Source organism: Bacillus sp. S71 (genome assembly GCF_016625265.1).
GTDB lineage: Bacteria > Bacillota > Bacilli > Bacillales > Bacillaceae_G > Bacillus_A > Bacillus_A cereus.
The window spans coordinates 268,867-285,906 of record NZ_JACVUW010000005.1 but is presented as its reverse complement, the minus strand read 5'-3'; the positions used below and the strand labels follow the sequence as shown (position 1 = coordinate 285,906).

Sequence of the window (17,040 nt, the reverse complement as noted above, 5' to 3'; positions counted from 1 at the left end):
CATAACTTAGGTTTAGAAAAAGGGGGAGGGAAGCGGAATGAATATTTTGCTTTGCTGTGCAGCGGGAATGTCTTCCAGTTTGATTGTTACAAAGATGGAGAAAGCAGCAGAGGCAAGAGGGATAGAAGTAAAAATCTGGGCAGTATCAGGTTCTGAAGTGAATAGTCATATTGATAAAGCTGATGTCCTTTTACTTGGACCGCAAGTACGTTATTTATTACCGAAAATGAAAGAATTATGTAAGGATAAAGGGATACCTGTTGATGTCATTCAATCCGTTCATTACGGACTTTGTAATGGAGAAGCTATCTTGCAAGCAGCTTTGTCAATGAAACCATGAGGAGAGTGGGATAGATGATACGGTTTTTAGAGAAGTACGTGATGCCGGTAGCAGGGAAGGTTGCAGAGCAGAGGCATTTGCAAGCAATTCGAGATGGAATTATTTTAACGATGCCTTTCTTAATTATTGGATCGTTTTTCCTCATTATTAGTGCACTGCCGATACCTGGATATAACGAGTTTATGGCAGGTTTGTTTGGTGAGAATTGGCAGAGAGCTTTAGGGTATCCAGTTAGTGCAACTTTTAATATAATGGCTTTAATAGCTGTTTTTGGAATCGCTTACAGGCTTGGAGAGTATTATAAAGTGGATGCTTTAGCATCCGGGGCATTGTCGCTTGTGACGTTTTTACTTGCGACTCCATTTCAAGTTGCATATATTATACCAAGTACAAAAGAGAGTGTACTTGTAGAAGGCGCTATCCCAGCAGCATTAATGGGAAGCCAAGGGTTATTTGTAGCAATGATTATCGCACTTATATCTACTGAACTTTATCGGTTTATTGTACAAAAAAAGATAATTATAAAGATGCCAGAGACAGTTCCACCAGCTGTCACGCGTTCATTTGCCGCACTTGTTCCAGGATTTATTGTTGTAACAGTTATTTGGATTTTACGCTTAATTATAGAAAATACTTCTTTTGGCAGTATCCATAATATCGTAGGACAAATTTTACAGGAACCACTTAGTGTACTTGGTGCTAGTCTTTGGGGCGCAATAATAGCAGTTATTCTTGTTCATGTTCTTTGGTCGTGTGGAATTCATGGTGCTACTATTGTTGGTGGTGTAATGAGCCCCGTTTGGTTGTCTTTAATGGATCAAAACCGAGTTGCTTTTCAAGCTGGGCAAGATGTACCAAATACAATTACGGCACAGTTTTTTGACTTATGGATTTATATGGGCGGTTCTGGTGCAACGCTTGCTCTAGTTGTCGGAATGTTACTATTTGCACGAAGTCAACAATTAAAAAGTTTAGGGAGATTGTCAATTGCACCTGGTATATTTAATATTAATGAGATGGTAACTTTTGGTATGCCGATTGTGATGAACCCACTTTTACTAATTCCATTTATATTAGTTCCAGTTGTGTTAACAATTGTTTCTTACTTTGCAATGGAATGGGGATGGGTCGCACGTCCGAGTGGGGCCGCTGTACCTTGGACGACACCTATTCTTTTTAGTGGATATTTAGGATCGGGCGGGAAAATTTCAGGTGTTATTTTGCAACTTGTTAACTTTGCGCTAGCATTCTTCATTTATTTACCGTTCTTAAAAATATGGGATAAACAAAAACTGGCGGAAGAAAAGGGGGAGTAAAGAACTAAAATGGATACGATAGAGACGAAAGCTTTTCATTTAATCTTGCATGGGGGAAACGCGAGAAGTTGTTCAATGGAAGCAATTGATTGTGCGAAGCGTGGGGAGTTTACAGAAGCTGAAGCTAAATTACAAGAAGCACTAGAGGAATTAAAAGAGGCGCACCGTGTACAAACGGAGCTTATCCAGAAAGAAGCTGGTGGCGAAAAGACCGAAGTTACTCTTTTAATGGTACACGCGCAAGATCATTTAATGAATGCAATTACGGTGAAAGAATTAGCAAGTGAGTTTGTAGAGTTATATAGGAAGATGTCGGTGGATGAATGAACCTTGCTTATGCAAGGTTTTTTTATCTCGAATTAACGGACAGTAAAACTCTCACTAATTAAAATTTCATTTTATGTATGTGCCTGTACCATCAGTGGAATGTTCATCCCACTGATGGTATTTACAATCCTCCTTTTTTCGGATGAGTAAGAGTTATAATTAATCGGCAGTAACAATTTCTCCTATACCACGAATTAATCTTTTTATATGCATCCGTTCCGGTTTTAATATATTTACGATATAATCAATCGCTATTTGTGGTTCAACGGTTGTACCGCAAGTATAACAGTCAATAGCTGCAAAATTTTGTTCCGGGTAAGTGTGAATGGAAAGATGGCTTTCTGATAATAGCACTAATACAGTAACACCATATGGCTGGAACTCTTTTTTACTTACGTTTAAAACATGGGCACCAGAGTAATCTGCAGCGTTAACTAAATGGTATTCTAAAAAGTGAATATCATCTAATAGGGAAAAATCCACTCCCCACAAATCTACTATTATATGCTTGCCAAAAGTAGAATATTCCATAAGGCAGCACTCCTTACTATAATATCGTCAAAACTTCATTTCCTGTTTGTAGCATTGATGTAAGATAAGATTTGATTCTGAATTTAAAAGAGCGAGGTTACGTTGTTCTAGATGTTCTTCTTTAAATTGAAATAAAGGAAAAAGAAGAGTAGGCAATGTTCGAGGAGTTGGTACTACATATAATTGTTCAATTTGATCGAGTACATGTGCAGAATTAGTAGCAAGATGAAATCCCCAGTCAGTTCCGAAAGAAGGAACGATTGTATGATAGCTTTTTACAGTTAATCCAGCGTGTTCAATTGTATTACCGATACTCCAATATACTAGAGGTGCATCAGCAGGTGAATTAGATTGACAGACGAAAGCACCATCTTCTGTTAAGAATGTAGCTATACGAGCAAATAGTTCGCTTGTATATAAAGTACTTAACAACTCTGTCGCTGGGTCTGGAAAATCAATAATGATTACATCGTATAAAGATGAAGGTGAATTTAGAAATTCTTTTGCATCGCATACGTGCACGTTCACGCGATTATCAAAAAAAGCATTTTTGTTTAAAGATACTATTTCTGGAACATTACGTGCCATATTAATCATCGCCTCGTCTAAATCAACAAGGTCTACATGTAGCACAGTTTCATATTTCAAAACTTCTCGTAAGGCAAGACCATCGCCACCACCTAATATGAGAACACGTTTTGGATCGATTACTTTTGACATAATTGGATGTACAAGTGCTTCATGATAGATTTGCTCATCAACGGAACTAAATTGTAGTTGCTTGTCCAAGTATAAGCGAACATCGTTTACTTGGACTAAATTAATATTTTGATAATTACTTTTTTCTTCAAATAGGTTCGTATGTTCACCAGCTTGTATTTCTTTTAGAGAAATTTCATCCCACACATCTAAGCTGTGTGAATCTGTAGGTACTATAATTACATTTTCTGATTGTACTTGCTTATCTTGCTTATTCTGTTTGTCCTGTTTATCTTGTTTGTCTTGTGTATCATGCTTGTCCTGCTGTTCTAGTTCAAATTTATCAGAGTCTAATTCAGAACGCTTGTCCTTTTTATAGCTTGTTATTCTATAAATCTTTATTTTGCTTTGTTTTCTATGTTTTGGCATAGGAATCCCCTTTCGAATTGTGTTATTTTATTCTATTTTATTTTATGTAATTTAGTAGAGTGTGCTTGGACAATAGAATAGATAGAAGACTGAGCTCAAGAAAATGTTGTTTTTTACTAGATTTCTACGATAAAAAATTTTTTTAGTGTTTTTTCATATTAAACATAACTAGACAACTAAACACTAATCTATTTTCATACAGTTATGTGTTAAAAGCGTGTTGTTTTATAACACACTGTGTGTTTTTTGGACGACACACTAATTGAAAGCGTTAACACACAAAGAAAATGCTCGAAAAAGCACTGATTTTAGTGGTTTTAAAAAGTTGGCACGCTAATTGCATTAATAAATAGCGTAAAGAAAAATAAATAAACATAAATTTTTTATACTACACAAGGGGGATTTTCAAATGAATATTTTATTATGTTGCTCAGCAGGGATGTCTACAAGTTTACTAGTTACAAAAATGGAAGCGGCTGCAAAAGCTCGCGGTTTAGAAGGCAAGATTTGGGCTGTATCTGGGGATGCAGTAAAAACGAATATCGATCAAGCAGATGTATTATTACTAGGACCACAAGTTCGTTACATGCTCTCTTCAATGAAAACGCTTGCTGACGAGAGAAACGTTGGAATCGACGTTATCAATCCAATGCACTACGGCATGATGAATGGGGAAGCAGTTTTAGATCACGCATTAACACTTAAAAAATAATTAGGGGGGAAGCAAAATGCAAAAGTTTATTGCATTTATGGAGAAATATATTGTTCCTGTCGCTGGTAAAATCGGATCGCAACGTCACTTAGCTGCGATCCGTGACGGATTTATTGCAGTTATGCCACTTATTTTAGTTGGTGCACTGGCATCACTAATTAATGGTTTTCCGTCTGAAGCTTTCCAAGATTTCATGAAAGGTATGTTTGGTGAAACGTGGAAACAAGTCGGCGGTGGAATGTGGACTGGTTCTTTCGCGATTCTAGCACTAATCATAGCATTTACAACAAGTTATAACTTAGCAAAATCTTACGGCGTTGATGGTTTGTCAGCAGGTATTATTTCATTTGGTGCGTTAATTATTCTTACACCAACAACACCGAAAGAAGGCGGATTGAACTTAGCTTGGACAGGTGCACAAGGGTTATTTGTAGCAATTATCGTGGCACTCCTTGTTACTGAAGTATTCCGTTTCTTTGTACAAAGAAACATTACTTTTAAAATGCCTGATGGAGTACCACCAGCAGTTTTAAGATCTTTCGCAGCTATAGTTCCAGCATTTGTTATCTTAACAGTAGTTGCAGGTATTCAATTAGCAGTGAAATTAGCTGGTACAAGTGTTCATGAATTTATCTTTAATACGATTCAATCACCACTACAAAGTTTAGCAGGGACATTACCAAGTGCAATTGTCATTGTACTCCTTGTTCATCTTCTTTGGTTCTTCGGCTTACATGGTCCAAATATCGTTGGTGGTATTATTGAGCCATTATACTTACCGGCATTAGAGAAAAACATGAAGTTATTCCAAGGTGGTACATCTGCATTTGATGTTCCAAACATTATTACAAAACCATTCTTTGATACTTTCGTATATCTTGGTGGTTCTGGTGCAACATTAGCATTCTTGGTAGTGGTATTACTTGTAGCAAAAAGTGCACAGTTACGAGGTGTATCTCGCTTATCGATTGGACCAGGTGCATTCAATATTAATGAACCGGTAATATTTGGTACGCCAATTATTTTAAATCCAGTTTTATTCTTACCGTTTATCATAACGCCAATTGTATTAGTAATCACTTCTTATACAGCTATATCTATTGGCTGGGTACCAAAAACAGTTGCGATGATCCCATGGGCAACACCACCAATTATTAGTGGTTATCTTGTAACAGGTGGACATCTTTCAGGTGCAATTCTACAGTTATTCAACTTTGTAATTGCGATGGTAATCTATTATCCATTCGTTGTATTATGTGACCGTTCAGTTGTTCGTACTGAAAAAGAAGCAGCACAAGGTAATAGTAATTCTTTACCTATGTAACATAGTAATTGTTCTCATAGACAACGATACCTGTGAGAACAATTACCTTTATATCATGTTCAAAAAGATGAAAAACATCTATATGAACACCAAACTATCATTAATAAATTAAAACTTTAATAGAGATGTTCAAACTGAAGGGGTATTTAAATCGGTTGAACCTTATAGAGAGGGCGGTAATTATGATGACTACAGCAGAACAAATTCCATTCCAATTGATTTTAAATAGTGGTAACGCACGAAGCTTTGCGATGGAGGCACTTCAATTTGCCAAACAGGGGAAAATGGCAGAAGCAGATGAAGCGATGGTAAAGGCGAAAGAAGCGATTAATGAAGCGCATCATTTCCAAACAGAGCTCATACAATCAGAAGCAAGAGGAGAAAAAACAGAGATTAGTGTTCTTTTAATTCACGCACAAGATCATTTAATGAATGCGATTACAGTGAAAGAATTAGCAGCAGAGTTTATCGATCTTTATAAAAAGCTTGAAGCGAAAGGGGAATAAAGCATGACTGGAATTAAAATTGCTACAATCGGCGGTGGATCTAGTTATACACCAGAGTTAATTGAAGGATTTATTAAGCGTTATGATGAACTGCCTGTTCGTGAAATTTGGTTAGTAGATATCGAGGCAGGAAAAGAAAAGTTAGAAATCGTTGGTAACTTAGCGAAACGTATGGTGAAAAAATCAGGTTTACCAATCGAGGTACATTTAACACTTGATCGCCGTGAGGCATTAAAAGATGCTGACTTCGTAACAACACAACTTCGCGTTGGTTTATTAGAAGCACGTGCAAAAGATGAAGCAATTCCGTTAAAGTATGATGTAATCGGTCAGGAAACGAATGGCCCTGGTGGTTTATTCAAAGCGTTGAGAACGATTCCTGTTATTTTAGATATTTGTAAGGATATGGAGGAGCTCTGTCCGAATGCATGGTTAATTAACTTTGCAAATCCAGCTGGTATGGTAACAGAGGCTGTCCTTCGTTATACAAATATTCAAAGAGTAGTTGGTCTATGTAACGTTCCGATCGGAATTCGTATGGGTCTTGCAAGATTACTTGAAGTAGATGCGAGTCGTGTTCACGTTGATTTCGCAGGTTTAAATCATATGGTATACGGACTAGATGTATACTTAGATGGTGTAAGTGTAATGGACCGTGTGTTAGAGCTTGTGACAGATCCAGAAAAACAAATTACGATGGAAAATATCGCAGCGCTTAACTGGGAGCCAGACTTTATTCGAGGACTTCGTGCGATTCCATGTCCATACCATCGTTATTACTACAAAACACGTGAAATGTTAGAAGAAGAGAAAGAAGCTTCTGTTGAAAAAGGTACACGTGCAGAAGTAGTAAAACAATTAGAAAATGATTTATTTGAGTTATATAAAGACCCGAACTTAGATATTAAACCACCACAATTAGAAAAACGTGGCGGAGCTTATTATAGTGATGCAGCATGTAGCTTAATTACGTCTATTTACAATAATAAAGGTGATATCCAGCCTGTTAATACACGAAACAACGGAACAATTGCAAGCTTACCACATGATTCAGCTGTTGAAGTGAACTGTATTATTACGAAAGAAGGCCCAAAACCAATTGCAGTTGGAGACCTTCCAGTACCAGTTCGCGGTTTAGTACAACAAATTAAATCATTCGAGCGCACAACAATTGAAGCTGCTGTTACAGGGGATTATCATAAGGCGCTGCTTGCTATGACAATCAATCCACTTGTACCATCAGATAAAGTTGCAAAACAAATTTTAGATGAAATGTTGGAAGCACATAAAGAGTATCTTCCACAGTTCTTTAAAAAGGTAGAGAAGTAAAAGCGGTGCTATTTAGCCCGCTTTTTTTATTCTATTAGGAGGTATTATGATGATTAAGTTAATTGTAAATGCAGATGATTTCGGTCTTACAGAAGGTACAAATTACGGCATTATTGATGGGCATATAAATGGACTTGTAAATTCAACGACGATGATGATGAATATGCCAGGAACAGAGCATGCGGTACGCTTAGCGAAAGAGTACAACCTACTCGGAGTAGGCGTACATCTCGTATTAACAGCAGGGGAACCACTTCTTGGAGACGTACCATCACTTGTAGGTAGCGACGGATCGTTTCATAAACAAAGTGTTGTAAGGGAAGGGAATATAAATCCAGAAGAAGTTGAGAGAGAATGGACTGCTCAAATTGAGAAGTTTTTATCTTACGGATTAACACCAACTCATTTAGATAGTCATCATCATGTGCATGGTTTACCGATTTTACATGATGTTCTTGAGAGATTAGCGGCTAAATATAATGTTCCGATTCGTCGTTGTGAGCAAGATAGAGCGGTGCATCCATTTTCTGATGTGTTTTACAGTGACTTTTATGCGGATGGTGTGACGGAAGATTACTTTGTGAAGTTAAAAGAAAGAGTACAAGGTGAACAAACGGTAGAAATTATGGTTCATCCAGCTTATATTGATCCAGAGCTTGTGAAGCGTTCTTCTTACGTAATGGATCGTGTGAAGGAATTGCGTATTTTAACAGAGAGTGAGTTGCCAGAAGGAATAGAGCTTGTGAAGTTCTAATAGAAAAACGACGGCTACATCATGCCGTCGTTTTTTCTATTTATAAAATGGACAGAATATATCCGCCAAAGGCTCCGAGTATAACGATAACCCAAGGTGGTGTTTTCCAAAAAGCTAGTAAGCAAAAAAGAAGCGAAGCGAAAACGAAATCTGAAGTATTTATAATTGTACTCGTCCAAATGGGATCGTAAAAAGCGGCAATTAAAATACCAACAACTGCGGCGTTAACACCAAGTAGTGCGCCTTGTATGAATGATATTTTTCTCACACTGTTCCAAAATGGTAAAACACCAATAACGAGTAAGAAAGCAGGGAGGAAAATCGCAATTGTTGCGAGTGTTGCCCCAAGCGTCCCGTTTAACACTGCTCCTATATAAGAGGCGAATGTAAATAGTGGTCCTGGTACTGCTTGTGTTAATCCGTATCCAGCTAGGAACTGTTCTTTCGTCATCATGCCGTTTTGTACGAACTCACCTTCAAGAAGGGGCAGCACGACGTGTCCTCCTCCAAATACAAGTGCGCCAGAGCGATAGAAACTATCAAATAAAGCGATGTAATAAGAGAAAGGTCTTAATATTGGTAGCAGTAGTAATAGTCCAAAGAATAAGACGAGACAAGAAACTGCTATCTTTTTTGAAATAGGTACTTTTATATGTTGAGATTGGCTAATTGGTTGGTTGCGATATAAAAACCAGCCGATAAAGCCACATATTATAATGAGGATCACTTGCGTCCAGCTACTTGGCCATAATAAGGCGATTGCGGCAGTTACAATCGCAATCGTCGCACGGTTGCGATCTGGAGTTAACTTTTGCGCCATTCCCCATATGGCGTGAGCGACAATAGCGACTGCTACAAGTTTTAGTCCATGAATCCAGCCAGCACTCCCAAGATCGAACTGATTAAGGAATGAGGCGAAGAAAACTAAAACAAGGACAGACGGTAAAGTGAATCCAATCCATGAAATAATAGCTCCTAAAAGCCCGCCCCGTAATAATCCAACCCCCATACCGACTTGACTGCTGGCAGGACCAGGAAGGAATTGACATAGCGCTACTAAATCTCCATAGCTTCGTTCATCCATCCATTTTCTTTTTTGCACGTATTCGTGGTGAAAATAGCCGAGATGAGCGACAGGACCGCCGAATGAAGTAAGTCCTAATTTAAATGAGACGAGAAAAATCTCTAATAATGTGTGAAAGGTGTGTTTGTTTTTTTTCAAAATAACCTCCTAGAATGTTTTTGCTATGTGCATTATACAAGAAGTGGTAAAGCAAAAGGAACAAATCTAATGTAAAGATTTTGTGAATCTTTTCTTTGTAATTAAAATTGAAAAAGTCATAAATGATTATGTCTAAACCATAAAGTAGTAGAAGTAGTGCTGGGAAATTTATATAAGGAGAATGCCTTATGACAACACATTTCTTTGCCAGGTTAACAGGTAAGAGGGAAGTGCCTCCTGTAAATACAGAAGCTTTTGGGGTAGCAGAGTTTATTTTTAGTGATGATTTAACGAAATTGCATTACAGAGTAATACTAAAAAATATAGAAAAGGTTACATCGTGTCAAATTCATTTAGGGAAGTCTACTCAAATTGGTCCTGTTGTTTTATATTTGTATGGTCCACTGGAGCAAGGGATTAGCTTGAACGAGGGAAGTATTACTGGTGTAGTGAATGTGGAGGATTTTGAGGGACCTTTACAAGGGAAATCATTTGTACATTTACTTCAAGAAATTATTCAAGCAAATGTATATGTTAATGTTCATACGAAATCACAAAAAAGAGGAGAAATAAGAGGGCGAGTTAGAAAAGTAAAGAAGTAGAGGAAAAGGCTGTCCATATGTTGGAACAGCCTTTTCTCATTATATAAGGTGCTAGTTTTAGCGATTATTGTCGTTAAATCGATATATTTTGAAAATCGCTGATATAACTCGCGTTACGGTCGATATTTTTAAAAACTGCCTCGATTAATTTTTCACAGGTTGATTTTTAATAAAGAAGTCCATAACGTAAAATACTTCGTCATCTGGTATTTGTATTTCAAATGTATTTTCAATTGGTTGCAATGCTTTTTTTACTTTCATATACATCCAGTATTCATCTTGTCTTCTTTTCTCCTTATCAGGATGAGGAAGAAGGCTTTCTCCTTTTTGGAGACGATCAACCATACAGCTCATATGCAGAATAACACCCATTAAGCTATCAGGAGTTAGCTGTAAGGAAATTAATTCTTGAATTGTATTTAATGCGTAACGAATTGTTTTGATCAGTAATGCCCCATCGTTACGTTGCATTTGTTGTTCAAGAATATCCGCCATTTTTGCATATGTTTCTTCATACGTAATTAATTCTTGAATGGGCTGAATCGCTGTGTAGTTTACGATGTCTTGGAAATGATATGTTAAGCACGGCACTTGCACATCGAAATTCGTGACGATACAAATGATGTTACGCTCTTTTTTTATGTTCTCGATCATTTTCGTTAAATCTTTTTCATGGACGATACTAATCGGAATAATTTCAATTAAGTCTTTATCAAATCGTAAATAGTTCTCTAACATTTTTTGAATAGCTAAAGCACTTCCTTCACCAGTTAAACAAGCTGTTAAAATAACAGATTTCATTGGAGAGAGAGGTTTTTTCTTTTCTTCTTGTACGTTTAAGTAAAATGGTGTTAAATTTTTTACTGTTTCATACAGCGCATCTAATGAATAACCGAGCTGAGCTTTTCGAGCTGCTTCTAGTGCATGTGGTGTGCTCGTCATCGAGAGAACACGTACAGGGATTTTGAACTCCGTTTCTAATATGTCACCGATATAAGCAAGTGACCCCATATCGACAAGTAAGAGAAGCCCATTTACATTTTGTAGTGTTTTCATATACACTTTCACACGTTCCAAGAAATCTTTCGGTGATTCGTGTAACGGCATATCAATACCGGTTACTTCCTCAATGCCGAGAAGTTCGTTTGCAACGTTTGCCATTTCAGTTGCGATGCCATTACCGTGTGCTAATATTAATACTTTTACTTCTGTTTGTGAGGCAGGAATTGGATCAACAACGAAGAACATTGTTAAAAAGCCAGCTTCATCAATAGGCATTGTTATTTGTAATTCTTCCTCCAGTAGTTGAATGCATTGCATGGCTACGGAAAAGGCTTCTTTATATTTCGTACGAATTTGATTTAATTGTGGGTGATGTATTTGTTTTCCGCTTTGTAAACGTTGTAGAGTTGTCTGTACATGTAAACTTAAAGCGAGAAATACCTTTTCATCAAACGTCTTAGATAAATGCTTTTCAGCAAGTTCCGCTATTTTTTCACATACGGAAACGATATTACGATCCACAATTTTAAAAACATTTTCATGGCTTGTTTTTTTTGATATTTGGTTAAAATATTGTACGAAAAAGCTTTGAACATCATTTTCTATTAGTAATTCTAATTCTTCCTCTTCAATACCACGTGCTTGAAGTTCTTCGTATTTATAATCAATATAATCGTAAATAGAAGAGCGTTTTTCATCTTCTGTTTTATGATTACTCCAACCTTCATCACCTGTAAATACAAATGTTTCATTTGGTATTTGATATAAGTGACGGCTCTTTCTTTCAATGAACAGTCCTTCTTTCATATACCAAGGTAAATCTGTACTTGAAACATAGACAGAATCACGTTTCTTTGTCACGAAGTCAGAATAGGCTTTCGCACAGGCGATTTGAACATCCGTTTTTAATTGACCGATGTTATTGGGACAATTGTAAAAGACGAAAGCACGCATTGTATTTGGGCTAACGTGAATTTCTTTTCGCAGACGAATTGCTTCATTTGTGAAAAATAGCTGTAGTAAAGCAAAGCGCTCTTTATGTGTACGCTCACGAAGTGGTGGCAACGTAACAGTCATCGGTATACGTCTTGTAAATGTTTTTAATAAAAAGGAATTTGGTTCTTCTGTTGTTGCAGTAATGATTAATACTTGTGCTTTACGTTCGTTCTCTGTTTCTCCAAGGCGGCGGTACACTCCGCGGTCAATAAAGGTGAAAAGCATTTCTTGTCCCTCTGGAGGTAGGCGATGTACTTCATCTAAGAAAAGAATTCCTTCATGTGCTTTTTCAATTAACCCTTTTTGATCACTTGCTCCTGTGTAAGCTCCTTTTTTAATCCCAAATAACTGTCCAAGTAGTAGTTGTGGATTGTTTGCGTAATCAGCACAGTTAAAGACGATAAATGGTGCATTTTTGGGAAGCTGTTCAACTTCAATTGCATATTCGTGCATTAAAGAAGCAAACATAGACTTTCCGACCCCTGTTTCTCCCAGTAGTAAAGTATGCATACCGTTTGGAGGGTAGAGAATAGAAGCTTTCGCTTTTTCAATTGCGATTTTAAGGCTCGTATTTTCAATTGCAAATGTATCTAATGAAGTTATGTCTTTTGAATGCGTTTCCAACGAAGTGTTCGTTTCTATGTAAAAACGAACAGGTCGCGTATTTGTTTTTAATAACCGTTTATCTTTTACAAGTTTATTTAAGTCGCTACTTACATTGGCGCGATCTAGTTGTAGAAATGTAGCGAGTTCTGATGCGGTTACACCTTCTGTATAATTTCCTTCTTGTATTGCATTAAAAATGAGATCTATTCGTTTCATTTCCATTCACCTCGAAACTTCATCACTATTTAAAAGTTTACACAAAAATGGGAAGGGTGGGAAGAGAAAAATAAAACAGCTTTAGTCTAGAAGTACTAAAGCTGTTACAATCTTGTGTCTTTCCAAAAATTTACCTCGAGATGAGAAGATGGATTATAGGGAAGAAGTTTGTATCCTTGTGACTGTAAATAATCAATTACTTTTGGCAGTATTTGTACGGTCACACTCGAATCATGCATTAAAATAACTTCGACTTGTTCATCACTTTGATTACGCACTCTTTCGAGTATGGCAGAAGGATTATCATAGCTTTTCCAGTCATAAGTATCAATCGTCCAATCCCACATTTTATACTGGGCTGATACAAGTGCGTCACGGTAATTCTTTTTTAAGTAAGGCATACTACCATATGGAACGCGAACGAGATGTGTATTTAATTTCGTAACTTGCTGGACAATACTTTGTGTTTGTTCCATTTCTGCAATTAAAGTGGAAGGGTCACCAGTGTAAAGGCGTTTTACATCATGTGACATGCTATGGAGCCCGATATAATGTCCTTCTTTAATTAATCGTTGCATCGTTTTTCTGTAATGCGGCACTTTTCCGCCAATAACAAAGAAAGTTGCTTTTCCGTTCTTTTCTTTTAAGATGTTTAAAATTTGCGTCGTATATTTGTTTGGTCCGTCATCAAATGTTAAGTACGCAATTTTTTGTGTAGGAGAAGTTGTTTCAGTATTTGGATGATGTTCAGCAGGAATAACGGTTGTTGCTTCAGTATTAGATGATGCGTACGTAGTAATTGTTAAGAATAAAATAATACATTGAAATACTCGCTTAATCATAACATTCACCCTCAGTTTGACAATCAAGATGTAAAAAAACTTGATACTTTTCTTATTATGTATATCTTTCTCCAATAGAGGAACTCTCAAACAATCTATATTTTGGAAATATAAAATAAGGAATAAAAAATAGCATCCTAAAGGATGCTATTTGAATATTTCATAATGGTAAAGGCTATACTACAATTAGTCTTCGCGTTTTTTCACTTTTTTATAAAAGGAAATAAGTGGTTTGTAACGTTCGTGTACAAGCCCGATTATTTCAGCAATGATTTCTGTGAAGAAAATCAAAGCGAAAAGAAGAATAATGGATAACCATAACGTTGCACTAGTGAAAATAATGGCATTTACACTAAAGAAAATACCGAATGCGTATATAATTAGTACCGTTTTACGATGAGAGAATCCCATTGCAAGTAAGCGGTGATGTAAATGCGATTTATCTGGTGCTGAAATAGGTTTTTTATTTACGATACGACGGATGATTGCAAATATCGTATCAAATATAGGTACACCTAAAATGATAATTGGAACGATAAAACTGAATAACGTTACACTTTTGTATAATCCAAGTAACGATATAACAGAAATACAGTATCCTAAAAATAGTGCTCCTGTATCTCCCATGAAAATTTTTGCTGGATGGAAGTTGAAGAATAAAAATCCAATTGTACTTGCTAATATAATTAATGCGAGTGGCAAGATAATAGCTGTTCCAGTACCCCATGGGCTAGTGAAGGCCATATATGCTAGCGTTGCAAGTACGATAGATGAAATACCAGCAGATAATCCATCTAAGCCGTCAATTAAGTTGATTGCATTCGTAATACCTACAAGCCAAAATACTGTAATTGGATAAGCAAGCCATCCAAGTTCAGTATCCCCAAGGAATGGGATATATAATACTTGCACTAATAATCCACTTTTTACAATCATAATGGCAACTAACAGTTGTCCACCGAATTTTACTTTCGCAGATAACTCGTACATATCATCTAAAATTCCGATGATTACAATGATAATCGCACCTAGTGTTATCGATAACATTCTTTGCTCATATAAGCCGCCGACAACAAATCCTACAGCTACACCAATAAATATTGCTAACCCACCAAGACGTGGCATAATCTTTTGGTGCACTTTACGTGCGTTTGGCTTATCTGTCGCTCCTATTTTAAAAGCTAATTTAATAACTAAAGGAGTAACGACGAGTACAGTGATGAAAGATGCCAAAATGGCATAAATCACTTGTGAGTCCATTAATACCCCACCCTTTATATTCTAACGTAATTTTTTTTTTTGAAAATATATTTATCTGAAAATTATGATGTTTATTTACAGGCTCATAACATATGGTATCACAAAAAGATTAGAATTCAATCTTTTTTTCTCTTTACGGTTAATGGAAGCGGATAGAATATATGACAATTGTATATAGAATGTTGCATCATATGAGAAGGTTAATCGTACTGGACTTTGGAATATGACATTTCCTTTTTTTCTTCGATAGTGAATACTTTTAGTTCAGTATTATAAGTGTTACACGTAGAAATGAGTAAGTTTCATGTTAAAATGTGGGAATTTATCTCGCGTCAACTAGTAGCCCCATTCCTACTAATTAAAGTTTCACTTTATCCCGCATTAACGGGTAGTAAGACCCCCATCTCAAAATTCAGCGAAGCAAAGAAGTTAGGTGGGGATCAACTGCCCGTAAAAGCCCCACTGATTAAAGTTTCACTTTATATTATAGTGCATTTAATTTTACAAAAACTTTAAAAAGAATGAGGGAAGTAATTCATATAATGAAGAAGGAAAAGGGTTTTCTCATTTTTAATGTGAGAGGGGGAAGCACAGGGAGAATTCTGTATTTCATATCTTTTCTATTGTAAATTCCTGTGCGAAAAGGAAATGAAAATTACGATAATAGGTACTGGATATGTTGGATTGATTACAGGAGTTGGATTGGCAAAGTTGGGGCATTCAGTTACATGTTTTGATATAGATGATGAAAAAATTGAACGGATAAAACAAGGGGATTTACCTATTTATGAGGTTAGATTACATGAATTAATAAATTATGCATATGAGAATAATGCTTTAACTTTTACATCAAATAAAGAAGAGGCATTTGATGATGTAGAGTTTATATTTATTGCAGTTGGAACACCACCTTTATTAGATGGGACGGCGGATTTAACGTATATTCAGAGTGCTTGTAACGATATTGGATTATATGCGACAAACGATATTATTGTTGTTACGAAAAGTACAGTTCCAGTAGGTACAAATGATGTAATGAAGGGATGGATTGAGGGGAATTTAAAAGGGAGGCATACAGTACATATCGTATCGAATCCAGAGTTTTTGCGTGAAGGTTCAGGTATTTATGATTTCTTTCATGGAGATCGTATTGTAATTGGAGCGGATAGTGAGGAAGTAGCAAGAAGAGTAGAGAGTTTGTATAGCCAATTATGCTTAGAAACGTATGTTACAGATATTAAAAGTGCAGAGATGATTAAATACGCATCGAATGCCTTTTTAGCTACAAAGATTAGTTTCATTAATGAAATTTCAAATATATGTGAGAAGGTAGGCGCAAATGTATTGGATGTTGCCAAAGGGATGGGAATGGATAAGAGAATTGGTGCATCTTTTTTAAATGCGGGCATTGGATACGGGGGATCATGTTTCCCGAAAGATACGAAAGCACTGGTGCAAATTGCGGGAAATGTTGCTCATGATTTTCGTTTGTTAAAAGCGGTTATTGAAGTAAATAATAAGCAACAGCTGCTATTGATTGAAAAAGCGAAAAAAGTTATGAACATGAATAAAAAGCGGATTGCAGTTCTTGGCGCGTCATTTAAACCGAATACGGATGATATTAGAGAGGCATCATCTCTTATTATAATAGAAGCATTACTTAATATAGGTGCAGAAATTGTTCTGTACGACCCAAAAGCAATTCAATATGTGAAAAATATATTTGGAGATGCTATACAATATAGTAGATGTATAGATGAATCGATTAGAGATGCGAGTGCGGTTTTTATCGTAACAGAATGGGAAGCTATTCGAGTGTACCCGTTAGAAAAGTACGTACAACTTATGAGAGAGCCTATTTTATTTGATGGGAGAAATTGTTATACTGATGAAGATGTTAAGAAACAAAAGATAGATTATTATTCAGTTGGCAGAAGAAGTATTTGTAATAGACATGTTTCTATTATGCGTTAAAAAGGGATGTACTCATCCATATTTTTATATGTCATAATAGAAGCTGTAAATAG

The 17,040-nt window shown here is 36.3% G+C and carries 16 protein-coding genes; 10 read left to right on the top strand and 6 right to left on the bottom strand.

What is annotated here, in order from left to right; genetic code table 11:
* Window positions 1-37: 37 nt before the first annotated feature.
* From IBT51_RS14315 to IBT51_RS14305, 3 genes are read left to right on the top strand one after another with little or no spacing between them, the layout of a single operon-like run.
* On the top strand, window positions 38-340 hold the full coding sequence (locus IBT51_RS14315) for a PTS sugar transporter subunit IIB (RefSeq protein ID WP_001023543.1): 303 nt from the start codon (window positions 38-40) through the stop codon (window positions 338-340).
* 14 nt (window positions 341-354) lie between these two features.
* Entirely contained in the window at window positions 355-1,656 is a 1,302-nt protein-coding gene (gene celB, locus IBT51_RS14310; RefSeq protein WP_000617789.1) for a PTS cellobiose transporter subunit IIC, read from the top strand.
* A gap of 9 nt (window positions 1,657-1,665) precedes the next feature.
* On the top strand, window positions 1,666-1,983 hold the full coding sequence (locus IBT51_RS14305; protein ID WP_000379645.1) for a PTS sugar transporter subunit IIA: 318 nt from the start codon (window positions 1,666-1,668) through the stop codon (window positions 1,981-1,983).
* A gap of 159 nt (window positions 1,984-2,142) precedes the next feature.
* On the opposite strand, the gene speD is transcribed toward IBT51_RS14305, so the two are convergent.
* Together speD and IBT51_RS14295 are read right to left on the bottom strand one after the other, a co-directional pair.
* Window positions 2,143-2,514: an adenosylmethionine decarboxylase gene (gene speD / locus IBT51_RS14300; RefSeq protein WP_000456817.1), complete on the bottom strand. Its 372-nt coding sequence runs from the start codon at window positions 2,512-2,514 to the stop codon at window positions 2,143-2,145.
* Window positions 2,515-2,541: 27 nt separating this feature from the next.
* Window positions 2,542-3,642 (bottom strand): polyamine aminopropyltransferase, encoded by a 1,101-nt coding sequence (locus IBT51_RS14295; protein WP_197242293.1) that lies wholly within the window; start codon window positions 3,640-3,642, stop codon window positions 2,542-2,544.
* Between the two features lie 409 nt (window positions 3,643-4,051).
* Between IBT51_RS14295 and IBT51_RS14290 the strand changes: the two genes are divergently transcribed.
* The 5 genes from IBT51_RS14290 to chbG all read left to right on the top strand — a co-directional run bounded on the left by IBT51_RS14290 (window position 4,052) and on the right by chbG (window position 8,267).
* A complete protein-coding gene (locus tag IBT51_RS14290; RefSeq protein WP_001023569.1) occupies window positions 4,052-4,354 on the top strand; it encodes a PTS sugar transporter subunit IIB in 303 nt (100 codons plus the stop codon).
* A 16-nt stretch (window positions 4,355-4,370) separates the two neighbouring features.
* Window positions 4,371-5,678, top strand: coding sequence for a PTS cellobiose transporter subunit IIC (gene celB / locus IBT51_RS14285; protein WP_053563357.1), 1,308 nt, complete (start codon window positions 4,371-4,373; stop codon window positions 5,676-5,678).
* A gap of 182 nt (window positions 5,679-5,860) precedes the next feature.
* Window positions 5,861-6,184: a PTS lactose/cellobiose transporter subunit IIA gene (locus tag IBT51_RS14280; protein WP_000989050.1), complete on the top strand. Its 324-nt coding sequence runs from the start codon at window positions 5,861-5,863 to the stop codon at window positions 6,182-6,184.
* A 3-nt stretch (window positions 6,185-6,187) separates the two neighbouring features.
* The gene (celF, locus tag IBT51_RS14275) at window positions 6,188-7,513 is read left to right on the top strand and encodes a 6-phospho-beta-glucosidase (protein WP_000145762.1); all 1,326 of its coding nucleotides are present in this window, start codon (window positions 6,188-6,190) and stop codon (window positions 7,511-7,513) included.
* Window positions 7,514-7,562: 49 nt separating this feature from the next.
* Window positions 7,563-8,267 (top strand): chitin disaccharide deacetylase, encoded by a 705-nt coding sequence (gene chbG, locus IBT51_RS14270; RefSeq protein WP_197242291.1) that lies wholly within the window; start codon window positions 7,563-7,565, stop codon window positions 8,265-8,267.
* Between the two features lie 40 nt (window positions 8,268-8,307).
* Here chbG and IBT51_RS14265 read toward each other — a convergent pair whose 3' ends face one another.
* Entirely contained in the window at window positions 8,308-9,489 is a 1,182-nt protein-coding gene (locus IBT51_RS14265) for a chromate transporter (protein WP_097913012.1), read from the bottom strand.
* Between the two features lie 188 nt (window positions 9,490-9,677).
* On the opposite strand from IBT51_RS14265, the gene exsM reads away from it, so the two are divergent.
* Window positions 9,678-10,091, top strand: coding sequence for an exosporium regulatory protein ExsM (gene exsM / locus IBT51_RS14260; protein WP_000207046.1), 414 nt, complete (start codon window positions 9,678-9,680; stop codon window positions 10,089-10,091).
* Between the two features lie 144 nt (window positions 10,092-10,235).
* On the opposite strand, the gene IBT51_RS14255 is transcribed toward exsM, so the two are convergent.
* The 3 genes from IBT51_RS14255 to IBT51_RS14245 form a co-directional block, all read right to left on the bottom strand.
* Window positions 10,236-12,911: a sigma-54-dependent transcriptional regulator gene (locus IBT51_RS14255; RefSeq protein WP_200458450.1), complete on the bottom strand. Its 2,676-nt coding sequence runs from the start codon at window positions 12,909-12,911 to the stop codon at window positions 10,236-10,238.
* 104 nt (window positions 12,912-13,015) lie between these two features.
* Entirely contained in the window at window positions 13,016-13,753 is a 738-nt protein-coding gene (locus tag IBT51_RS14250; RefSeq protein WP_000597153.1) for a polysaccharide deacetylase family protein, read from the bottom strand.
* 186 nt (window positions 13,754-13,939) lie between these two features.
* Window positions 13,940-15,013 carry a glycosyltransferase family 4 protein gene (locus IBT51_RS14245; RefSeq protein ID WP_000378306.1) on the bottom strand — a complete coding sequence of 358 codons (1,074 nt, stop codon included), beginning with the start codon at window positions 15,011-15,013 and terminating at the stop codon, window positions 13,940-13,942.
* A gap of 648 nt (window positions 15,014-15,661) precedes the next feature.
* Between IBT51_RS14245 and IBT51_RS14240 the strand changes: the two genes are divergently transcribed.
* Complete coding sequence (locus IBT51_RS14240) at window positions 15,662-16,987, top strand: UDP-glucose dehydrogenase family protein (protein ID WP_200458451.1); 1,326 nt, start codon at window positions 15,662-15,664, stop codon at window positions 16,985-16,987.
* The last annotated feature ends 53 nt before the right edge of the window (window positions 16,988-17,040 follow it).

Excerpts from the sequence above, each read along its gene's own strand:
- IBT51_RS14305 (WP_000379645.1), top strand. The coding sequence starts at position 1,666 with ATGGATACGATAGAGACGAAAGCTTTTCATTTAATCTTGCATGGGGGA.
- IBT51_RS14250 (WP_000597153.1), bottom strand. The coding sequence starts at position 13,753 with ATGATTAAGCGAGTATTTCAATGTATTATTTTATTCTTAACAATTACT.
- exsM (WP_000207046.1), top strand. The coding sequence starts at position 9,678 with ATGACAACACATTTCTTTGCCAGGTTAACAGGTAAGAGGGAAGTGCCT.
- IBT51_RS14290 (WP_001023569.1), top strand. The coding sequence starts at position 4,052 with ATGAATATTTTATTATGTTGCTCAGCAGGGATGTCTACAAGTTTACTA.
- chbG (WP_197242291.1), top strand. The coding sequence starts at position 7,563 with ATGATTAAGTTAATTGTAAATGCAGATGATTTCGGTCTTACAGAAGGT.
- celB (WP_053563357.1), top strand. The coding sequence starts at position 4,371 with ATGCAAAAGTTTATTGCATTTATGGAGAAATATATTGTTCCTGTCGCT.
- celB (WP_000617789.1), top strand. The coding sequence starts at position 355 with ATGATACGGTTTTTAGAGAAGTACGTGATGCCGGTAGCAGGGAAGGTT.
- celF (WP_000145762.1), top strand. The coding sequence starts at position 6,188 with ATGACTGGAATTAAAATTGCTACAATCGGCGGTGGATCTAGTTATACA.
- IBT51_RS14295 (WP_197242293.1), bottom strand. The coding sequence starts at position 3,642 with ATGCCAAAACATAGAAAACAAAGCAAAATAAAGATTTATAGAATAACA.
- IBT51_RS14280 (WP_000989050.1), top strand. The coding sequence starts at position 5,861 with ATGATGACTACAGCAGAACAAATTCCATTCCAATTGATTTTAAATAGT.
- IBT51_RS14255 (WP_200458450.1), bottom strand. The coding sequence starts at position 12,911 with ATGAAACGAATAGATCTCATTTTTAATGCAATACAAGAAGGAAATTAT.
- IBT51_RS14315 (WP_001023543.1), top strand. The coding sequence starts at position 38 with ATGAATATTTTGCTTTGCTGTGCAGCGGGAATGTCTTCCAGTTTGATT.
- IBT51_RS14245 (WP_000378306.1), bottom strand. The coding sequence starts at position 15,013 with ATGGACTCACAAGTGATTTATGCCATTTTGGCATCTTTCATCACTGTA.
- IBT51_RS14240 (WP_200458451.1), top strand. The coding sequence starts at position 15,662 with ATGAAAATTACGATAATAGGTACTGGATATGTTGGATTGATTACAGGA.
- speD (WP_000456817.1), bottom strand. The coding sequence starts at position 2,514 with ATGGAATATTCTACTTTTGGCAAGCATATAATAGTAGATTTGTGGGGA.